Source organism: Cytobacillus firmus, from assembly GCF_023612095.1.
Lineage (GTDB): Bacteria > Bacillota > Bacilli > Bacillales > Cytobacillaceae > Cytobacillus.
In genome coordinates this window covers 1-20,934 of the sequence record NZ_CP086235.1, presented here as the reverse complement: position 1 = coordinate 20,934, position 20,934 = coordinate 1, and the positions used below count along the sequence as shown (strand labels likewise).

Below are 20,934 nucleotides of genomic sequence, written 5' to 3'. Positions count from 1 at the left end.
TTGCCCTTTTTCTATAAAAACGGCTGTTTCCTTAATTTGTCAGGAACGCCTAAATCAGGCCAAAAACGAGCGTTACGATGAGCATGTACAGCTAGTAAACAGGGATGGATGAGCAATAGATTCCCCATTGCCTGGTACATTGACTCGTCTAGCTCATGCACCTCTTCCGAAAAGAAGAAATGCGCCCGGCAGTATACTGCCTGACGGAATGAGGTGCAGGCTTTTTTAAATTCCACAGGTTCATAGACAAAAGGAAATTGAGGTCTCTGAACATTTATACAATAGCAAGAACCAACCACCATACTGCGTCAGTATGAGCTTTTAATAGGGAGGCATAATAGGCATCCAATAAGCTTAGATAGCAGAAATCCAGATTTTCTTGTGTATTACAAGTGTGGGAGAATGGTATCATTCAACGCTTGCTATCCAGTAACATAACCTATTATCGAACTATTTCAAGCTCGCCAACAATGGCGGGTTTTTTCATTATTAGAGCAGAGCTGAGAGGAGGACTTCAAATGACCGAGCCGCTGGTAGAATTAAAAAATGTTTCGTTTAAGTACGATGCAGAAGCTGCATATGCGCTGGACAATGTCTCTTTTAATATATATAAAGGAGAATGGCTTGCAATAGTCGGGCATAATGGCTCCGGAAAATCTACACTTGCCAAATTGCTTAATGGCCTCCATTTTCCTCTGGAAGGAGGCATAACAGTAGGCGGAATTTCATTGAGTGAAGAAACGGTTTGGGAAGCAAGAAAGAAGATTGGCATGGTTTTTCAGAATCCGGATAACCAGTTTGTCGGAACGACCGTACGGGATGATGTGGCTTTTGGTTTAGAAAACCATGGTATTGAAAGAAGTGACATGGTTCATCGTGTTACAGAATCACTGGAGAAGGTCAAAATGACTTCATTTCTTAATCAAGAGCCGCACCATCTTTCCGGCGGCCAGAAACAAAGAGTGGCGATTGCAGGCGTTATTGCCTTAAGACCGGATATTATTATTCTCGATGAGTCAACATCCATGCTGGACCCAAGAGGGCGTGAAGAGGTACTTGAAACTGTCAGAGAGCTCAAGCGGGATTATCAGATGACGGTCATCTCCATCACTCATGACCTGGAGGAGGCAGCAAAAGCTGACCGCATCATAGTCATGAACAAAGGACAGCTATATCGGGAAGGCACGCCTGAGGAAATCTTTCAAATGGATGAGGAGCTTGTTAAGCTGGGATTGGATATTCCTTTTCCTGTGAAGCTTAGCAAGGTGTTACGGGAAAAAGGACTGCCTTTATCCAGGCATTATTTATCTGAAGAAGAGTTGGTGGAAGAATTATGGACATCTCACTCCAAAATGTAGAATACCGTTATCAGGTTCATACGCCATTTGAACGTCTTGCCATAAAGGATGTTTCCATCGATATTCCATCTGGCACGTTTCTCGCGATCATCGGCCATACCGGATCAGGCAAGTCGACTGTCCTCCAGCACCTAAATGCCCTGCTTAAGCCGACCGAAGGCCAGGTAGTGATTGGAGAGCGGATGATCACCCCTGTAAAGAAACAAAAAAACCTGAAAGAAATCCGTCAAAGGGTCGGAATCGTATTTCAATTTCCTGAGCATCAGCTGTTTGAAGAAACGGTCGAGAAAGATATTTGCTTTGGCCCGATGAACTTCGGAGTATCAGAAGAGGAAGCCAAAAAAAGAGCCAAAGCAGCAATAGGACAGGTGGGATTGCCGGAAGAAATTTTAAGCAAGTCCCCATTTGACCTGTCAGGCGGCCAAATGAGACGTGTAGCCATAGCCGGAGTACTGGCTATGGAGCCTGATGTCATTGTCCTGGATGAGCCTACTGCAGGACTTGATCCGCGGGGCCGGAAGGAAATCATGGATATGTTCTACAGCCTTCATGGGACAAGGGGACTCTCGACGGTGCTTGTGACACATAGCATGGAGGATGCTTCCCGCTATGCTGATCAGATTGTCATCATGCACAACGGTGAAGTCTACAAAAAGGGAACGCCGGAAGAAATTTTTTCTTCTCCGGAAGGCTTGCTTAAGCTAGGCCTCGATGTTCCGGAGGTTGTCCGCTTTCAGCTAAAGATGGAAAAGTCACTTAATATCCGTCTTTCTAAAACTTGTCTGACAATGGACGAGCTGACGGATGAGATTGCTGCTGTGATGAAAAGGGGGACAGCTAGATGATGGACAAAATGATTTTTGGGCGCTATGTACCGGCCGAGTCTGTCATCCATAGAATGGATCCCCGTTCAAAGCTGGTTCTTATTTTCTTATTCGTGTGCATTGTCTTTCTGGCAAATAATATGCTGACATACGGTCTTCTGACGGTTTATACCTTTTTTATGATTGCTTTATCGAAGGTGCCGATCCGGTTTATCTATACAGGATTGAAGCCGGTCCTCCTGCTTGTTATTTTCACTTTATTCCTTCATCTGTTTTTGACAAAAGAGGGTGAAGTTCTCTTCCGGTTCGGGTGGATTACGATTTATGAGGAAGGTTTGAGGCAGGGTATATTTATTTCTTTGCGCTTCTTCCTGCTCATTCTGATGACTTCCATTCTGACTTTGACCACGACTCCGATTGAAATAACGGATGGTCTGGAAAGTCTGCTCAATCCATTAAATAAAATCAAGTTTCCGGTGCATGAACTGGCTTTGATGATGTCGATTTCACTTCGCTTCATTCCGACACTCATGCAGGAAACCGATAAAATCATGAAGGCCCAGACAGCCAGGGGAGCCGATTTTACAAGCGGGCCGATTAAAGAACGTATTAAAGCTATCATACCTCTCTTAATTCCTTTGTTTGTCAGCTCGTTCAAGCGGGCTGAAGAGCTTGCTGTAGCGATGGAGTCACGCGGCTATAGAGGCGGGGAAGGCAGAACGAAATACAGGCAGCTTAGCTGGGGCCTGAAGGATACGGCAATGCTCGCCATGCTTGCAGTCCTGGCCCTGGTGTTATTCCTGCTGAGAACGTAATGGGGTGACCTTATGCAAAGATTTAAATGTATGGTGACGTATGACGGCACCCTTTTTGCAGGCTACCAGGTGCAGCCTGGCAAGCGGACTGTACAGGGAGAGCTGGAACGGGCTTTAAAGAAGCTTCATAAAGGAGAAGACATCAGGGTGACTGCCTCAGGCAGAACCGATGCAGGGGTCCATGCAAAGGGCCAGGTGATCCATTTCGATTCCCCTTTGAATATTCCGATTGAAAAATGGGGAATCGCCCTTAATTCCCTGCTGCCGGATGATGTGGCCATCAGCGGGACGGAGACAGTGTCAGATGACTTTCATGTCCGTTTTGATGCCAAAGGAAAGGAATATCGGTACTTCGTGCACCGTTCATCCGGGAGAGACCCGTTTAAACGACATTATGCCTATCAGTACCCGTACCCAATAAATACGGATGCGATCAGACAAGCGGCAGCTGGTTTAATAGGAACACATGATTTTACAAGCTTCTGCTCCGCCAAGACGGAAGTGGAGGATAAGGTCAGGGAACTTCAGGAGATAGATGTGCAGGAAGAAGGGGATATGCTCATCTTCCGCTTTAGAGGAACTGGATTTTTATATAATATGGTCCGTATCCTGACCGGCACCCTCCTGGAAGTCGGCACAGGGGAAAGAGACCCTGATTCCATGCCATCTGTCCTTCAGGAAAAAAACAGATCAGCTGCAGGAAAAACAGCGCCTCCCCAAGGTTTATATTTGTGGGAAGTTTTTTATTAAAATTTTGGAAAAAACATTCGAGGAACCGCGGGGGCGCGTTGTAAAGCCAAACGCAAATAAAAAAAGATTTTAAAACAACTAAACCAGGTGTAACATTCGCTTGACATTAGGCTGTCAAAGTTATAATATAGCATATGGTATTATTATTAAAACCACGATAAGCCCCGGAACTTATTGTGTCGAATAGATAAACCAAAAAATTGATTATGAATGGAATTATTAGGAGGGAAACTGATGCGTACAACGTTTATGGCGAATTCAAACAATATCGAACGTAAATGGTACGTGATTGATGCTGAAGGCAAAACTCTTGGTCGTCTTGCTAGTGAAGTAGCGTCAATCCTACGTGGTAAACATAAACCAACTTTTACACCACATGTTGATACTGGTGATCATGTAATTCTTATCAACGCTTCAAAAATCGAACTTACTGGGAAAAAGCTTACTGACAAGATCTACTACCGTCACAGCATGCACCCAGGCGGTCTAAAAACAAGAACTGCTCTTGAAATGCGTACAAACTACCCTGAGAGAATGCTTGAGCTTGCTATCAAAGGCATGCTTCCAAAGAACTCTCTTGGCCGTCAAATATTCAAGAAATTACACGTATATGCTGGTAGCGAACATAAGCACCAAGCACAACAACCTGAAGTTTACGAACTTCGTGGATAATTTTTAGGGAGGTTATTAACTTGGCACAGGTTCAATATATTGGTACTGGTCGTCGTAAGAGCTCCGTTGCACGTGTTCGTTTAGTTCCAGGCGACGGTAAAATCATCATCAATGGTCGTGAAATCACAGAATACATTCCTTTTGCAGCTTTACGTGAAGTTGTAAAACAGCCGCTTGTAGCTACTGAAACAGTTAACAGCTACGACATTCTTGTAAATGTAAACGGCGGTGGATACACTGGTCAAGCTGGCGCAATCCGCCACGGCATCGCTCGTGCATTGCTTCAAGCTGATCCTGAATTCCGTCCAACATTAAAGCGCGCAGGACTATTAACTCGTGACGCACGTATGAAAGAGCGTAAGAAATACGGTCTTAAAGGTGCTCGTCGTGCTCCTCAGTTCTCAAAGCGTTAATTATCAGCGTTTCAAAGACTCTCAACCAATTTGGTTGGGGGTCTTTTTTATTGCTGAAAACGATTTTCTTCCATTACTTAATTGTTGAAAACATTAAGTAGGCGATTTGCATAGGATAGTGCGAACGTTATAAAGGAAGTGAAAATATGTATAATGCGCCATATATGTATCAATATCCTTATTATGGAGCGCCAATGCCTGTTTTTCGAAACCAGTTGTTTTATCAGCATTTCTCGCAAGGGACAGGGAATTTAAATCTTTATTATTCATCACAATTTACGCAGGGAGCTGCAGGCTTTTCTGGTCATGGCAAACAAACAAATGCCATTAATAATGAAGTGTCTTCCATGCGTGGAAAACGTTCCTTAAACTCGTACCAGGAGAACTATGCTTACAGTTTAGGCATTAAGGCCTTTATATATGGGTATCCCCTTGTCACCATGGAAAGAACAAGGCAGCTGCAATCATTGGTAAAAGTGCCCCACGGCTCAGTATCTACTGTATCCAATGAATTAATTTATTATGATCAGCTTCTTACACCGGATGACAAAGATGTCGTATCACCCAATGTGGATACCCTGTATTGCACTGCCTGGCTGGATCTCACCCGGGGTCCTGTAGTGCTTAATGTTCCGGATACAAATGACAGGTACTATGTCATGCAATTAATGGATGCCTGGACAAATACCTTTTCCAGTATAGGGCGTCGTACTACAGGAACGGGTGCCGGAAAATTTGCGGTAGTGGGTCCTGATTGGAAAGGCACATTGCCTGCAAATGTTCAAGAGGTTAAATCCCCCACAAACACAGTGTGGATTATAGGCCGTATCCTGGTGAAAGGAGAAGGTGATTATGATAATGCTTTGGTTTTACTAAGGCAATTTACATTGACATCATTGGATGGGAATAAAATTCCATTCGTAAAAAATCCTGCAAATCCATTGCTTTTAGAGAATAAGGTGGAAGATCTTGGTGCCCTGGATTTCTTTAAAACGATGACAGACTTAATGATTCTAAATCCTACTATTAATAACGAGGCCCTTGAAAAACAATTTGAGCATATCGGTATTGATCGAACGTACGGCTTCGATGCTAATAAATTAGATACAGAAACAATTGCAGGGCTAAATCGCGCTGCCAGAGATGCATTTCAAATCATTACAAATAGTCTGGAAGAATTAAACCCTAGAATTGATAATGGATGGTTTGTACTTTCTGATTTGGGCACTTATGGGGACCAGTTCCTTAAGAGAGCATATATTGCTTTCAGCGGACTTGGTGTAAACGTGGATGAAGAGTCAACTTTGGTCCGAACTTTTACTGATGATCAAGGGAGTCAGCTAAACGGGAAAAATAAATACATTTTACATTTTAATAAAGATGAGCTGCCTCCGGTAGAAGCTTTCTGGTCCGTAACCATGTATGGCCCGGATTTCTACCTGGTGCCCAATGAAAAGAACCGTTATGCCATTGCGGACCACACCCAGGGTCTTGAATACAACGATGATGGCTCACTTGATATCTATATCCAAAAAGACCGCCCAATAAGTAATGAATCGAATTGGCTTCCGGCACCGGAAGGAGATTTTAATTTAGTGTTAAGGATGTATCAGCCTGCAGCTAAAGTATTAAATGGCACATATGACATACCAGGGGTAAAGCGGGTTCGGTAATTACTCATCAAAGCTCTCAGCCATTTTGGCTGGGAGCTTTTTTCTTATTTTATTTAACTTCTGCTCCCTTTATTCCCTGTAGCTTTAGCCAGCTGGCTTGGCTTTATTTCTGAACCGGTGAAAATCTGGAAATTATATTATTGCAAATATCGGGCTGAGAGGGGATTATTCACGCTGAGAGAGCATCAGCGGACTATAGGTTGTGGATGTTAGCGTTTTCATTCACTATCTCGCCCTTATCCTCCCGTCTTTCCCTAATACCCTTGAATCTGTATTTGTGCATGTTACGATAGATAACGTTGATAAAATACGAACGGATATACGAACAGTTTTTCATCTAAAGGAGGATGTCCATGTTAGCCAATAAAACAATCGCATTTTTAGGAGCAGGGTCAATGGCGGAATCCATGATCTCAGGAGTCATTACAGCTGAAAAAATGTCACCCGAACGGGTTTTTGTAACGAATAGGAGCAATGCAGACAGACTGGAAGAGATTCATGATCAGTATGGTGTAAGTGCCATCCCGCAAAACGAGCTTCCATTTGAGGAAATTGATTTATTTATTTTAGCCATGAAGCCAAAAGGGGCAGAAGAAGCCCTTCGTGCGATTAAAGACAAACTATATCCAGGCCAGGTGATTCTTTCCGTGTTGGCAGGCATTACAACAGAGTTCATGGAAGAGCATTTAAATCCGGGGCAGCAGGTAGTGCGTGTGATGCCGAATACTTCAAGCATGATTCAGGAATCTGCGACGGCTGTCGTGGCAGGCAAGAATACGAGCATGGCCAATGTGGAAATGGTTAAGGAATTGCTGGAATGCATGGGGGAAGTGTATATCATCGATGAAGACCAGATGGATGTTTTCACGGGATTAGCTGGAAGCGGTCCTGCTTACTTCTATTATCTGATGGAAAATATGGAGCGGGTAGGGGTGCAAAAAGGGATGGATGAAGAGACTGTCCGCAAAATTGTTGCCCAGACGATATTTGGAGCAGCCAAGATGGTGCTTGAAAAAGAAGAAACGCCAACTTCTTTAAGAGAGAAAGTGACCTCTCCCAATGGCACGACCGCCTCAGGACTGGAAGCACTAAGGAGATACAACGGAGGCGAAGCCATCACTCAGGCAGTTGAGCATGCTGCCAAACGTTCGAAGGAAATCAGTGAAGAATTGGAAGGTGCCCTTGTCACTTCCTAAGGGAAATGGATTTATTAGTTCACAGGAGGTATTGGATGTTGATGAAAGAAAAGCAGATAAAAAGAGTTGTTATTAAGATCGGAAGCAGTTCATTAACAAGCATGCACGGGGAGATCAGCCGCAGAAAGCTTGAAAAATTAGCTGAGCAAATTGTCGAGCTGAAAGATGCCGGCTATGAAACAGCAGTTGTGTCATCAGGTGCTGTTGCAGCAGGATATAGGAAGCTTGGCTGCCTTGACCGGCCTTCTTCTCTTCCGGAAAAACAGGCTGCAGCTTCAATTGGCCAGGGGCTATTAATGGAATCTTACTCAGAACTCTTTTTATCTCATGGCTACGTAGCTTCACAAATCTTGATTACCAGAAGCGATTTCTCTAATGAAAATCGCTATGGCAATATGCATAACACCATGAATGTGCTGCTGGAGCGAGGCATCATCCCGATCATAAATGAAAATGACACGGTTACGGTCGATCGCTTGCGCTTCGGAGACAATGATACTCTGGCTGCGAAAGTGGCAGGTCTGATTGATGCAGATTTACTGATTATTTTATCTGATATTGACGGCCTTTATGACAGCAACCCTAATGATAATCCTCATGCGACTCTTCTCGAAAGGGTTCACAGCATTACACCTGAAATAGAAGCGGCTGCAGGAGGATCTGGCAGTGCTGTAGGAACAGGCGGCATGAAGTCGAAAATCCAGGCAGTGAAAATTGCAATGGCTGCAGGGATTGACTCCTTCTTAGGAAAAGCAGGAACGGAAAATATTTTAATGGAAGCTGTGGAAAACAGAGCGAGAGGCACCTACTTCACGCCGGAGCCGGATGCCTTTAATCTGGATAATGAAAAGCAGTGGATTGCGTTTCACTCAGGTCCTGAAGGAAAGGTGACCATCAATTCCCACGGGATAGAGGCTATTGTGGATCATCATGAAAATCTGTACTGCTCTGATATTCAGGAAGTCAAAGGGCGATTTAAGGATGGAGCGGTCGTCCGCATTCTGGATGAAGAGGGAAAAGAAATCGGCCTCGGCCGCATCAATTATTCAAACGAACAGTTAAGCGGATATACAGCAGATGAAGAGCTTGAACCGGCCATCGCTCAGGAAACGTTTGTATGCTCCCGCGACTTTAAGCTGCCGGCACTTGTTTAAACTTTTTAGGAGGGATTCAATGACTACTGCATCAGCAGTAAAGATAAATAATGTAGAAGAACAGGCAATAAAAGCAAAAAAGGCTGCCAAAACATTAAGTGTCTTAACAACGGAAGAAAAGAACGAAGCACTCTATACAGTTGCAGAGGCTTTGGAGGCTGGATATGAATCGATTCTTGCCGCTAATAAAGCCGATCTTGAAAATGGCAGGGAAAAAGGGTTCGAAGCGGCCTATATCGATCGCCTGTCATTATCGAAGGAACGGATTTTTGAATTTGCAGAAGGACTTCGCCAGGTAGCTGAACTTCCTGATCCGATTGGAGATGTTATGTCGGGCTGGACTTTGGATAATGGGCTGAAAGTGGAAGAGGTTCGTGTTCCGCTTGGTGTCATCGGCATGATTTATGAAGCAAGACCGAATGTAACTGCTGATGCGGCTGGCCTTGCTTTGAAATCAGGAAATGCCATTGTCTTAAAAGGCGGATCATCAGCGCTGAATTCGAATCAGGCTATTGTCGAGATTATTCATGAAGCTCTTGAAAAGACAAAGATACCTAAAGAAGCCGTCCAATTCATTGCCACTGCAGATAGAGAAGCGACAAAGCAGCTATTCACCATGAAAGAGCATATTGATGTCTTAATTCCGAGAGGCGGCGCATCCCTCATTAAAGCGGTGGTTGAGAATGCGACGGTGCCTGTACTCGAAACAGGAGTTGGGAACTGCCATATCTATGTTGATAAAGAAGCAGATCCGGAAAAAGCGATCAATATCCTCATTAATGCCAAAACGGATCGTCCTGCAGTCTGTAATGCGGCAGAAACACTGATTGTTCACGAAGCATGGCTGGATCAGCATAAAGAATTGCTTGCAGAAGCTCTGAAGAGTCATGGGATAACCGTACATGGCGATGACTCTGCAGCAGCTGCATTGCCTGATGTGGTACCCGCGGGCGAGAGTGATTGGGCCAATGAATATTTAAGCCTGGACTTAGCAGTGAAAACCGTAAATAGCCTTGAACAGGCCATCGATCATATTGATCAATACGGCACCAAGCACTCAGAGGCGATTATTACCGAAAATGGGGAAACAGCCAAAAAGTTTTTACAGCTGACAGATGCTGCGGCGCTGTACCATAATGCGTCGACCAGATTCACGGATGGAGGCGCTCTGGGCTTTGGAGCTGAGATCGGCATTTCCACACAGAAGCTCCATGCGAGAGGACCGATGGGTCTGCCAGCGTTAACAACACGCAAATATCTTATGTCCGGAAATGGGCAGATTCGATAATTTTTTTAGAAAAGCATCAGCTCCGGCTGATGCTTTTTGTTACCTAAACCCATAAAAAATTGGCAGTCCGATTCGCGGGTGCTTTTTGCATTTCTCTCCCGCTGCAGATAAAGACTATCTACAAGGGGTGAGAAACGTGACTGTCATAACGACGTTCAAAGAGAAGAAAAGAGAAAAACAAATCAAATATGAAAAATCAGTCCTTCGGGAAATTTCGATAAAAGCCTTAAAAGAAAAAGTTCAGCATTTTTTTGGTTCTTCCAGATTTGTCTCCGGTCTGATGATGAATGCCGGAATTGAGGAGGCCTGCTATGATGTAGCGATTGAAGCTTATTTGCTGGGGGCAAACTACAGCCGTTTTAGGCGATATGGCGAATCGGTAGAACAGGTCCGTTATCGATGTGAAAAAGAGTATAAGCATTTAGTGGATACACTATATAACTTTTTCCTTTATTGGGGTCATGGTTCGGAAGCTGTTATGAGTGAATCCCTTTATTATATGTGCGAGCAATATGTAAACAGCTGGTGGTCGGAAGGGTTCAATAAAGGGGAGAGAAGGCATAAATTGCGTCTCCACTGAAAAGTGAATTTGTCCTGACCGCTGTCCTGATCGAAGTTCTAGATCTCCGTCTTGTCCCATATATTGAAATGAGGATAAGCAGGAGGGGACTGATTAGGGCGTATGAAGAAAAAGTTAAAAATAGGCGGGTTTGCGATCGGGCTTATCGTCCTTTTTCTTATTTTGCAATATGACTTTACGGATGATGATTCCTGGGAATCATGGAATCTGCCTTTAACCGGGAAGATCATCTTGCTTGATCCCGGTCATGGCGGCCCGGATGGCGGGGCAGGTGACGAAGGGGCACTCGAGAAAGATATTGCGCTGGAAGTATCATTAAAAGTGAGGGATTACCTCCAGGAGCAGGGAGCGCTTGTGCTCATGACGAGGGAGGACGACAGGGACCTCGCACCCGAGGGGACGAAGGGATACAGCCGGAGAAAAGTAGAAGACCTGAAGAAACGGCTTGAAATGATAAATACATCTAATTCTGATTTTTATGTCAGCGTCCATTTAAATTCGATTCCTTCTCCACGATGGAGCGGGGCGCAGACTTTCTATGCGCCCGGGATAAAGGAAAATGCCAAAGCTGCGAAATTCATACAGGACGAACTACGCCGCAACCTGGAGAATACGAAGCGGAACTCCAAGCCTTTAAACAATGTATTTATCTTAAAATACGCCAAAAAGCCGGGTGTCTTGGTAGAAGTGGGATTCTTATCAAATCCGGGGGAACGGGCAAACCTGAAAACGGATGAATATCAGGATAAAATCGCTGCCTCCATCTATAATGGAATTATGCGCTACTATACCAATGAAAAAGAACTGACTGAAACATGGGAATGAAAAGGTGCTGAGAAAGTGCCTTTTCTTTTTTGAATATTTTTCCGGTGTGATACAATTAACTGTAAAGAATTTTCAATATGTTATACTGAAATGGAAACGAATTCAAAAGGCGGGTGCAATGTATGTTAACTGAACAGAAAGTCAGAGAAGCTTTAAGCGGCTTGAAGGAACCATTTATACATAGAACATTGGGCGAACTTAACGCCATTGAAGAAATTAAAATCAAGGAAGAAAAGAATCATGTCAGCGTTAAGATTCAAGTTGCCAAGACGGGTACACCTGAGCAGCTTCAGCTTCAGACGGAAGTCGTCAATCTTTTAAAAGAAGCAGGGGCGGCGACCGTTGGGATCCGCTTCAGCGAGCTTCCGGATGAAGTGCTTTCACAATATAGAGAGGCAGCGGCTGAAGAAGACAAAGGCCTGCTTTCTCCTGGTAATAAGACTGAATTCATTGCCATTGCCAGCGGAAAAGGCGGAGTCGGCAAATCCACTGTTTCAGTAAACCTGGCTGTATCCCTTGCAAGGCTGGGCAAAAAGGTCGGATTGATTGATGCTGATATTTATGGGTTCAGCGTTCCGGATATGATGGGCATTACGAAACGTCCTGTGGTCAGGGGAGAACGAATTCTGCCGGTTGAACGTTTTGGCGTAAAAGTGATCTCTATGGGATTCTTTGTGGAAGATAATGCGCCGATTATCTGGAGAGGGCCGATGCTTGGCAAAATGCTGAACAGCTTCTTCAATGAGGTTGAGTGGGGTGAATTAGACTACCTTCTTCTTGATTTGCCTCCGGGAACAGGAGATGTAGCCCTGGATGTACACACAATGCTTCCTTCCTGCAAGGAAATCGTTGTGACAACTCCGCATCCTACAGCCGCATTTGTTGCTGCCAGAGCTGGTGCGATGGCACTTCGCACGGAGCATGAAATTCTGGGTGTTATCGAGAACATGGCCTACTTTGAGAGTCAATTGACTGGAGAAAGAGAGCACGTATTTGGCCAAGGTGGCGGTGAGAAGCTTGCTGATGAACTGAGGACTGAAGTGTTGGGTCAGCTGCCTCTTCAGCAGCCTGATTGGAATGAAGAAGACTTCGCTCCTTCCATTTATGATGAGGACCATAAGCTTGGTCAAATCTATACGGATATTGCCCGTAAAGTTATCCAAACAATTGAAAGCAAATAATGAAAAAGCCTCTTCCGAAATGGAAGAGGTTTTCTTCTTATAGGGGTTATGCACCGCCGCCCTGGCTGCCACCGCCACCGCCCTGGGCTTCACCCTGGCCGCCGCCTTCACCACCGCTTTCTTGCCCGCCTTGCTCACCGCCGCCCTTCGTTTCCTCTGCTGCTTTCAGAAGGATGTCCTGGATTTTTGCTTTAAAAAGCGGGCTTTCAAATGTCTCAGTCATGACTTTCTGTATGTGCTCCCGATATTCCTTGCTTTTAAGGACATCTGTTACTTCTTTTTCAAGCTCGGGATCTTTAAATACTTCTATCATCATTCCTCTGTATTCAGGGTCTTTCATAAGGTCTTTTAAAAGCTTCTCATTTTCCTTCTGCATACTTTTTGCCATGCTTTCGGAAAACTTCGGATCGTCAAAAGACTTCTTCCAAAACTCTGTCCCTTTATCAGAGGTTAAGGTTTTTTCAATGGTTTCACTTACAACCTTTTGGTCCATGACCATCTTTTGCTGCATTTTTTCATCAGCCATTAATTCTTCAAGTGCTTTTTTTCCTTCATCTGTTTTTAATATATCTACAACCATTTTTTTAGTTTGCTCATAATCCATTTGGCCACTGCCAGATTCACCTTGGCCGCAGCCTGATATGAAAAACACTAGCGCTAATGGAAGGAGCAAACGGAATGTTTTTTTCATGGTGAAGCTCCTTTCAGAGGTGTCCTTACCTTTAGAATGAAGATTTTAAGCAAATATTATGCGCTGGAAATACAATGCCTAGATTTTTCAAACTTTGGTTGGTACAATCAATAAGAATGAATTTATTTATTATGGGGGAAAAATAAATTGACTAGCCGTAATTGGGTAAAGCTTTTTATAACAACTCTTTTAGTCGGAGGAATAACGACTGGGGTTGTCGGGTTTATTGTGCGCTGGGATGAATTTGCGCCTATTTTTACTGACTTCGATTTCCTGGAGATTCTGTCAGTGTTGTTCTGGCTTATCGGTGTAGGATTAATCTTCAGTATTATTAGCCAAATGGGCTTTTTTGCTTATTTGACTGTACACCGCTTTGGATTGGGGATTTTTAAAGGATTATGGAATCCCATTCAGATTGTCCTTATTTTATTTGCTTTATTTGACTTGGTTTATTTCCGCTATAAGGCTTTTGCGGGTGAGGGAGACAGCATGCTTCCGTATATTGGATTTGCAGCATTTCTTCTTATCGTCGCTCTTGTGGTCGCAGCAATTAAAACCAAACAGACCAATCAGCATGCCTTTATTCCTGCAGTCTTCTTCATGGTGGTCGTAACCGCCATTGAGTGGGTGCCGGTACTAAGGGTAAACGAAGAAAGCTGGCTATATCTAATGCTGATCCCGTTATTAGTCTGCAACACCTATCAGCTGCTTATTCTTCATAAGCTGAATGAAGATTCTCAAAAGCAAAGAAGCCATATAGCTAAAAAGCCATCCAAATAACGGATGGCTTTTGTTTTATTTTATCGCAGTCTAACGGGCAGTAAGCCCCCCGCTTCAAAACTCAGCGCAATCCAAGGAGGATAAGTGGGGACCAAACTGCCCGTAAAGGCCCGAAAGGAAGAACAAAGACTAAAAACGCCACATCCCTGTGGCAACGTCTTTGTGACCCACTTCCTGTAGGCATCAACTAACAATCAGTGGGGGATAAAGAAAATCCCCACTGATTGAAGTTTCACTTTATTTCATTTGTCCTTGTCTCGGCATTCGCAATCATTTCTGAGACGGAAACAAAGCTGAGCCCCTTGGATTCTACATCATTTAAAATGAGCGGAAGAGCTTTGGCTGTTTGTTTGGCAGAATCGGATGCATGCAAAAGTACGATATCTCCTTTTTTGGCCTTTGATACATTCTCTGCAATCCTATCGACGCCGGGATTCGTCCAGTCCTTTGAATCGACGCTCCAATGGACAACGGTGAAACCCAACCGGTCAGCAACCTTTAAGGTTTTCTGATCAAAATGCCCTGTTGGGGCGCGCACAAGCTTAATGTCTTTTACATTCAGCTTTCTGAATGCCTCCTGCGCCTTTGCAAGGTCCCTCCTGATTTTATCCTCTTCAAGCTCTGTATAATCTTCATAGCCATAGCCCAGCATTCCGACTTCATAGCCTTCTTTCACAATCCTTGAGACCAAATCCGGATGGCGCTCCGCCCAGGAACCGGCCAGGAAAAAGGTCGCAGATTTCACATTCTCTTTTTTAAGGATATCCAATATGGGCTCTGCTTTAACATCCCCCCATCCTATATTAAAGGTGAGGGCTATATCCTTTTCCCCTTTGTATATCGCCTTAGGCCCGTCTTTTGCTGAAAAAGCAGGCAAATGGACAATACTCTGCATGAAGAGGAACCATGCCGTGAAAAATGCTGCAATGACAACCAGTGAAATTTGTTTTAAAGACTTACCATTCAATACGTAAAAAAAGTTCATAATTGTTCACCTCGTCCGATACCTTCCTAGTTTCATACCTATGCTGAACTTGTCTCCTCCATGTATAAAAAATTTATTCATAAAAAATCATAATTGGAAAAATACTACAAAAAAACAAATTTTGTGGAGGGAAACAAAATGATTGGAATGCTTTTAAGCCAAAAAGAACTTAAAGAAATGGAGTACCTGATCAAGCGGGAAATGGATGAAATATTATTTGATTTAAAAGATGACCGAATCGACCACATTGTCAAAAGAGCCATGGAGGAACGATACAAAATTTTATTTGCGTTATTTCAGCGCATGGCCGCGCCGGCAGATTGCCTGAGATACATGCGTTCACGCCAGCATCATGAAAAGAAGGGGTAACTTTTTTTAGGGTATGAAAAAAAAAATCAAAAAGGTTGTTGACTTCTTGTTGGTATCTTGGTATATTAATAAACGTCGCTGATGACGGAAAGCACTAATGACAACAACTTAAAAAAAGTTGTTGACGCCGAAGTTAGCATGTGATATATTAAGAAAGTCGCTTCTGAGCGACGGATTGATCTTTGAAAACTGAACGAACAATACGTCAACGTTTAAATCATTAGTCTTTTTTGAAAAGACAATCGAGCTTAATCAACTCTTATATGGAGAGTTTGATCCTGGCTCAGGACGAACGCTGGCGGCGTGCCTAATACATGCAAGTCGAGCGGACAGATGGGAGCTTGCTCCCTGAAGTCAGCGGCGGACGGGTGAGTAACACGTGGGCAACCTGCCTGTAAGACTGGGATAACTCCGGGAAACCGGGGCTAATACCGGATAATTCTTTTCCTCTCATGAGGAAAAGCTGAAAGATGGTTTCGGCTATCACTTACAGATGGGCCCGCGGCGCATTAGCTAGTTGGTGAGGTAACGGCTCACCAAGGCCACGATGCGTAGCCGACCTGAGAGGGTGATCGGCCACACTGGGACTGAGACACGGCCCAGACTCCTACGGGAGGCAGCAGTAGGGAATCTTCCGCAATGGACGAAAGTCTGACGGAGCAACGCCGCGTGAGTGATGAAGGTTTTCGGATCGTAAAACTCTGTTGTCAGGGAAGAACAAGTACCGGAGTAACTGCCGGTACCTTGACGGTACCTGACCAGAAAGCCACGGCTAACTACGTGCCAGCAGCCGCGGTAATACGTAGGTGGCAAGCGTTGTCCGGAATTATTGGGCGTAAAGCGCGCGCAGGCGGTTCCTTAAGTCTGATGTGAAAGCCCCCGGCTCAACCGGGGAGGGTCATTGGAAACTGGGGAACTTGAGTGCAGAAGAGAAGAGTGGAATTCCACGTGTAGCGGTGAAATGCGTAGAGATGTGGAGGAACACCAGTGGCGAAGGCGACTCTTTGGTCTGTAACTGACGCTGAGGCGCGAAAGCGTGGGGAGCAAACAGGATTAGATACCCTGGTAGTCCACGCCGTAAACGATGAGTGCTAAGTGTTAGAGGGTTTCCGCCCTTTAGTGCTGCAGCAAACGCATTAAGCACTCCGCCTGGGGAGTACGGCCGCAAGGCTGAAACTCAAAGGAATTGACGGGGGCCCGCACAAGCGGTGGAGCATGTGGTTTAATTCGAAGCAACGCGAAGAACCTTACCAGGTCTTGACATCTCCTGACAACCCTAGAGATAGGGCGTTCCCCTTCGGGGACAGGATGACAGGTGGTGCATGGTTGTCGTCAGCTCGTGTCGTGAGATGTTGGGTTAAGTCCCGCAACGAGCGCAACCCTTGATCTTAGTTGCCAGCATTCAGTTGGGCACTCTAAGGTGACTGCCGGTGACAAACCGGAGGAAGGTGGGGATGACGTCAAATCATCATGCCCCTTATGACCTGGGCTACACACGTGCTACAATGGATGGTACAAAGGGCTGCAAAACCGCGAGGTTAAGCGAATCCCATAAAACCATTCTCAGTTCGGATTGCAGGCTGCAACTCGCCTGCATGAAGCCGGAATCGCTAGTAATCGCGGATCAGCATGCCGCGGTGAATACGTTCCCGGGCCTTGTACACACCGCCCGTCACACCACGAGAGTTTGTAACACCCGAAGTCGGTGGGGTAACCTTTTGGAGCCAGCCGCCTAAGGTGGGACAGATGATTGGGGTGAAGTCGTAACAAGGTAGCCGTATCGGAAGGTGCGGCTGGATCACCTCCTTTCTAAGGAATATTTACAAGAAACGTGACGTTCTTTGTTCGTTCAGTTTTGAGAGTTCAATCTCTCAATTCATTCGTTCTTTGAAAACTAGATAATGTTATGAAGAAGCAATAACCGAGTAATCGCCATCTTAGTTTTTTCTCTTATTTTTGTTTTAAAACGAAGTAAGAGCACAAACCTGAGGGCAATGAGAAGCAAGAAGATCAAGGAAGCGACTGAACGAGCACCGGAGCGTACGAGAGTACGTGAGGAGCACAGTGACGGAGCTGACGCAGAGATTCGCCGCTTATCATTGACCGAAGTAGGTTAAGTTAGAAAGGGCGCACGGTGAATGCCTTGGCACTAGGAGCCGATGAAGGACGGTACTAACACCGATATGCTTCGGGGAGCTGTAAGTAAGCTTTGATCCGGAGATTTCCGAATGGGGAAACCCCCTATCCGTAATGGGATAGGATCCTTATCTGAATACATAGGATATGGAAGGCAGACCCGGGGAACTGAAACATCTAAGTACCCGGAGGAAGAGAAAGCAAACGCGATTCCCTGAGTAGCGGCGAGCGAAACGGGATTAGCCCAAACCAGGAGGCTTGCCTCCTGGGGTTGTAGGACACTCTATACGGAGTTACAAAGGAACGAGGTAAATGAACAGGTCTGGAAAGGCCGGCCAGAGAAGGTAAAAGCCCTGTAGTTGAAACTTCGTTCCCTCCAGAGTGGATCCTGAGTACGGCGGGACACGAGAAATCCCGTCGGAAGCAGGGAGGACCATCTCCCAAGGCTAAATACTCCCTAGTGACCGATAGTGAACCAGTACCGTGAGGGAAAGGTGAAAAGCACCCCGGAAGGGGAGTGAAAGAGATCCTGAAACCGTGTGCCTACAAGTAGTTAGAGCCCGTTAATGGGTGATAGCGTGCCTTTTGTAGAATGAACCGGCGAGTTACGATTACATGCGAGGTTAAGTTGATAAGACGGAGCCGCAGCGAAAGCGAGTCTGAATAGGGCGAATGAGTATGTGGTCGTAGACCCGAAACCAGGTGATCTACCCATGTCCAGGGTGAAGTCCAGGTAACACTGGATGGAGGCCCGAACCCACGCACGTTGAAAAGTGCGGGGATGAGGTGTGGGTAGCGGAGAAATTCCAATCGAACCTGGAGATAGCTGGTTCTCTCCGAAATAGCTTTAGGGCTAGCCTCATGTAGTAAGAGTCTTGGAGGTAGAGCACTGTTTGGACTAGGGGCCCCCATCGGGTTACCGAATTCAGACAAACTCCGAATGCCAAAGACTTATCCATGGGAGTCAGACTGCGAGTGATAAGATCCGTAGTCAAGAGGGAAACAGCCCAGACCACCAGCTAAGGTCCCAAAGTATACGTTAAGTGGAAAAGGATGTGGAGTTGCTTAGACAACCAGGATGTTGGCTTAGAAGCAGCCACCATTTAAAGAGTGCGTAATAGCTCACTGGTCGAGTGACTCCGCGCCGAAAATGTACCGGGGCTAAACGTATCACCGAAGCTGTGGATTGACATCTACGATGTCAGTGGTAGGAGAGCGTTCTAAGGGCGTTGAAGCCAGACCGCAAGGACTGGTGGAGCGCTTAGAAGTGAGAATGCCGGTATGAGTAGCGAAAGATGGGTGAGAATCCCATCCACCGAATGCCTAAGGTTTCCTGAGGAAGGCTCGTCCGCTCAGGGTTAGTCGGGACCTAAGCCGAGGCTGAAAAGCGTAGGCGATGGACAACAGGTTGATATTCCTGTACCACCTCTTTACCGTTTGAGCAATGGGGGGACGCAGGAGGATAGGGTAAGCGCGCTGCTGGATTAGCGCGTCCAAGCAGTTAGGCCGGTAACGAGGCAAATCCCGTTACCACATAGGCTGAGCTGTGACGGCGAGGGAAATTTAGTACCGAAGTTCCTGATTCCACACTGCCAAGAAAAGCCTCTAGCGAGGGAAAAGGTGCCCGTACCGCAAACCGACACAGGTAGGCGAGGAGAGAATCCTAAGGTGAGCGAGAGAACTCTCGTTAAGGAACTCGGCAAAATGACCCCGTAACTTCGGGAGAAGGGGTGCTCATTAGGGTGAATAGCCCTGATGAGCCGCAGTGAATAGGCCCAGGCGACTGTTTAGCAAAAACACAGGTCTCTGCGAAGCCGCAAGGCGAAGTATAGGGGCTGACGCCTGCCCGGTGCTGGAAGGTTAAGAGGAGAGGTTAGCGCAAGCGAAGCTTTGAATCGAAGCCCCAGTAAACGGCGGCCGTAACTATAACGGTCCTAAGGTAGCGAAATTCCTTGTCGGGTAAGTTCCGACCCGCACGAAAGGCGTAACGATCTGGGCACTGTCTCAACGAGAGACTCGGTGAAATTATAGTACCTGTGAAGATGCAGGTTACCCGCGACAGGACGGAAAGACCCCGTGGAGCTTTACTGTAGCCTGATATTGAATTTTGGTACAGCTTGTACAGGATAGGTAGGAGCCTGAGAAGCCGGAGCGCTAGCTTCGGTGGAGGCGTCGGTGGGATACTACCCTGGCTGTATTGAAATTCTAACCCGCGCCCCTGATCGGGGCGGGAGACAGTGTCAGGTGGGCAGTTTGACTGGGGCGGTCGCCTCCTAAAAAGTAACGGAGGCGCCCAAAGGTTCCCTCAGAATGGTTGGAAATCATTCGCAGAGTGTAAAGGCACAAGGGAGCTTGACTGCGAGACCTACAAGTCGAGCAGGGACGAAAGTCGGGCTTAGTGATCCGGTGGTTCCGCATGGAAGGGCCATCGCTCAACGGATAAAAGCTACCCCGGGGATAACAGGCTTATCTCCCCCAAGAGTCCACATCGACGGGGAGGTTTGGCACCTCGATGTCGGCTCATCGCATCCTGGGGCTGTAGTCGGTCCCAAGGGTTGGGCTGTTCGCCCATTAAAGCGGTACGCGAGCTGGGTTCAGAACGTCGTGAGACAGTTCGGTCCCTATCCGTCGTGGGCGCAGGAAATTTGAGAGGAGCTGTCCTTAGTACGAGAGGACCGGGATGGACGCACCGCTGGTGTACCAGTTGTCTTGCCAAAGGCATCGCTGGGTAGCTATGTGCGGAAGGGATAAGTGCTGAAAGCATCTAAGCATGAAGCCCCCCTCGAGATGAGATTTCCCATAGCGTCAAGCTAGTAAGATCCCTGAAAGATGATCAGGTTGATAGGTCAGAGGTGGAAGCGTGGCGACATGTGGAGCTGACTGATACTAATCGATCGAGGACTTAACCAAAACGAAAAGCGGAGGCGACTGTTCAACTTTGAGAGACGTTGGAGAGCCGGCCATTCAAATCCTGGTTTTGGGATTTAGAGGGACGGATCGAAACGGCCGAGAAGTTAGGAGCCGAAGCTAGACAAGTCATATTGGTGAATACTCGGCAAATTCTTCTTCATACATTATCTAGTTTTGAGGGAACGAAAAAAAGTAAATTTCCTCTTGAAAAAAACTACAAAAGAAAGTATAATCATACTTGTCTTTTGAAAATAGTCTGGTGGCGATAGCGAGAAGGTCACACCCGTTCCCATACCGAACACGGAAGTTAAGCTTCTCAGCGCCGATGGTAGTT

At 45.9% G+C, this 20,934-nt stretch carries 17 protein-coding genes, 2 rRNA genes and 1 other annotated feature; of the genes, 17 read left to right on the top strand and 2 right to left on the bottom strand.

From position 1 onward, the window contains the following. Window positions 1–518 precede the first annotated feature (518 nt). The 13 genes from LLY41_RS00095 to LLY41_RS00035 all read left to right on the top strand — a co-directional run bounded on the left by LLY41_RS00095 (window position 519) and on the right by LLY41_RS00035 (window position 12,729). On the top strand, window positions 519–1,358 hold the full coding sequence (locus LLY41_RS00095) for an energy-coupling factor ABC transporter ATP-binding protein (RefSeq protein ID WP_304586647.1): 840 nt from the start codon (window positions 519–521) through the stop codon (window positions 1,356–1,358). Further along, complete coding sequence (locus LLY41_RS00090) at window positions 1,334–2,203, top strand: energy-coupling factor ABC transporter ATP-binding protein (RefSeq protein ID WP_095245984.1); 870 nt, start codon at window positions 1,334–1,336, stop codon at window positions 2,201–2,203. The genes LLY41_RS00095 and LLY41_RS00090 overlap by 25 nt, the downstream gene beginning before the upstream one ends. Then, the gene (locus tag LLY41_RS00085) at window positions 2,200–2,997 is read left to right on the top strand and encodes an energy-coupling factor transporter transmembrane component T family protein (RefSeq protein WP_095245983.1); all 798 of its coding nucleotides are present in this window, start codon (window positions 2,200–2,202) and stop codon (window positions 2,995–2,997) included. The genes LLY41_RS00090 and LLY41_RS00085 overlap by 4 nt, the downstream gene beginning before the upstream one ends. Window positions 2,998–3,009: 12 nt before the next feature. Continuing rightward, window positions 3,010–3,747 (top strand): tRNA pseudouridine(38-40) synthase TruA, encoded by a 738-nt coding sequence (gene truA / locus LLY41_RS00080; RefSeq protein WP_095245982.1) that lies wholly within the window; start codon window positions 3,010–3,012, stop codon window positions 3,745–3,747. A gap of 234 nt (window positions 3,748–3,981) precedes the next feature. Then, the gene (gene rplM / locus LLY41_RS00075; protein WP_095245981.1) at window positions 3,982–4,419 is read left to right on the top strand and encodes a 50S ribosomal protein L13; all 438 of its coding nucleotides are present in this window, start codon (window positions 3,982–3,984) and stop codon (window positions 4,417–4,419) included. 20 nt (window positions 4,420–4,439) lie between these two features. Next, complete coding sequence (gene rpsI / locus LLY41_RS00070) at window positions 4,440–4,832, top strand: 30S ribosomal protein S9 (RefSeq protein WP_048011502.1); 393 nt, start codon at window positions 4,440–4,442, stop codon at window positions 4,830–4,832. A 146-nt stretch (window positions 4,833–4,978) separates the two neighbouring features. Next, complete coding sequence (locus LLY41_RS00065) at window positions 4,979–6,505, top strand: DUF1254 domain-containing protein (RefSeq protein ID WP_095245980.1); 1,527 nt, start codon at window positions 4,979–4,981, stop codon at window positions 6,503–6,505. Window positions 6,506–6,858: 353 nt separating this feature from the next. Further along, the gene (gene proC, locus LLY41_RS00060) at window positions 6,859–7,701 is read left to right on the top strand and encodes a pyrroline-5-carboxylate reductase (RefSeq protein ID WP_095245979.1); all 843 of its coding nucleotides are present in this window, start codon (window positions 6,859–6,861) and stop codon (window positions 7,699–7,701) included. Window positions 7,702–7,736: 35 nt separating this feature from the next. Next, window positions 7,737–8,855 (top strand): glutamate 5-kinase, encoded by a 1,119-nt coding sequence (gene proB / locus LLY41_RS00055; RefSeq protein WP_095245978.1) that lies wholly within the window; start codon window positions 7,737–7,739, stop codon window positions 8,853–8,855. A 19-nt stretch (window positions 8,856–8,874) separates the two neighbouring features. Beyond that, on the top strand, window positions 8,875–10,143 hold the full coding sequence (locus LLY41_RS00050; RefSeq protein WP_304586646.1) for a glutamate-5-semialdehyde dehydrogenase: 1,269 nt from the start codon (window positions 8,875–8,877) through the stop codon (window positions 10,141–10,143). Window positions 10,144–10,279: 136 nt separating this feature from the next. Continuing rightward, window positions 10,280–10,723 carry a YbaK family protein gene (locus LLY41_RS00045; protein WP_095245976.1) on the top strand — a complete coding sequence of 148 codons (444 nt, stop codon included), beginning with the start codon at window positions 10,280–10,282 and terminating at the stop codon, window positions 10,721–10,723. 102 nt (window positions 10,724–10,825) lie between these two features. Then, window positions 10,826–11,548 (top strand): N-acetylmuramoyl-L-alanine amidase CwlD, encoded by a 723-nt coding sequence (gene cwlD, locus LLY41_RS00040; RefSeq protein WP_095245975.1) that lies wholly within the window; start codon window positions 10,826–10,828, stop codon window positions 11,546–11,548. A 122-nt stretch (window positions 11,549–11,670) separates the two neighbouring features. Then, window positions 11,671–12,729, top strand: coding sequence for an Mrp/NBP35 family ATP-binding protein (locus LLY41_RS00035; RefSeq protein ID WP_095245974.1), 1,059 nt, complete (start codon window positions 11,671–11,673; stop codon window positions 12,727–12,729). 46 nt (window positions 12,730–12,775) lie between these two features. Here LLY41_RS00035 and gerD read toward each other — a convergent pair whose 3' ends face one another. Then, a complete protein-coding gene (gene gerD, locus LLY41_RS00030; protein WP_304586645.1) occupies window positions 12,776–13,420 on the bottom strand; it encodes a spore germination lipoprotein GerD in 645 nt (214 codons plus the stop codon). 147 nt (window positions 13,421–13,567) lie between these two features. On the opposite strand from gerD, the gene LLY41_RS00025 reads away from it, so the two are divergent. Beyond that, window positions 13,568–14,200 (top strand): KinB-signaling pathway activation protein, encoded by a 633-nt coding sequence (locus tag LLY41_RS00025; RefSeq protein ID WP_095245972.1) that lies wholly within the window; start codon window positions 13,568–13,570, stop codon window positions 14,198–14,200. 232 nt (window positions 14,201–14,432) lie between these two features. On the opposite strand, the gene pdaB is transcribed toward LLY41_RS00025, so the two are convergent. Beyond that, on the bottom strand, window positions 14,433–15,185 hold the full coding sequence (pdaB, locus tag LLY41_RS00020) for a polysaccharide deacetylase family sporulation protein PdaB (RefSeq protein ID WP_304586644.1): 753 nt from the start codon (window positions 15,183–15,185) through the stop codon (window positions 14,433–14,435). 138 nt (window positions 15,186–15,323) lie between these two features. On the opposite strand from pdaB, the gene LLY41_RS00015 reads away from it, so the two are divergent. The 3 genes from LLY41_RS00015 (at window position 15,324) to LLY41_RS00005 (ending at window position 20,600) form a co-directional block, all read left to right on the top strand. After that, window positions 15,324–15,554, top strand: coding sequence for a hypothetical protein (locus LLY41_RS00015; RefSeq protein WP_095245970.1), 231 nt, complete (start codon window positions 15,324–15,326; stop codon window positions 15,552–15,554). Window positions 15,555–15,814: 260 nt separating this feature from the next. After that, window positions 15,815–17,363, top strand: a 16S ribosomal RNA gene (locus LLY41_RS00010). Window positions 17,364–17,665: 302 nt separating this feature from the next. Further along, a 23S ribosomal RNA gene (locus LLY41_RS00005) occupies window positions 17,666–20,600 on the top strand. The 16S and 23S rRNA genes sit together here, the layout of an rRNA operon. A 255-nt stretch (window positions 20,601–20,855) precedes the next feature. Then, window positions 20,856–20,934, top strand: a sequence feature (5S ribosomal RNA rRNA prediction is too short).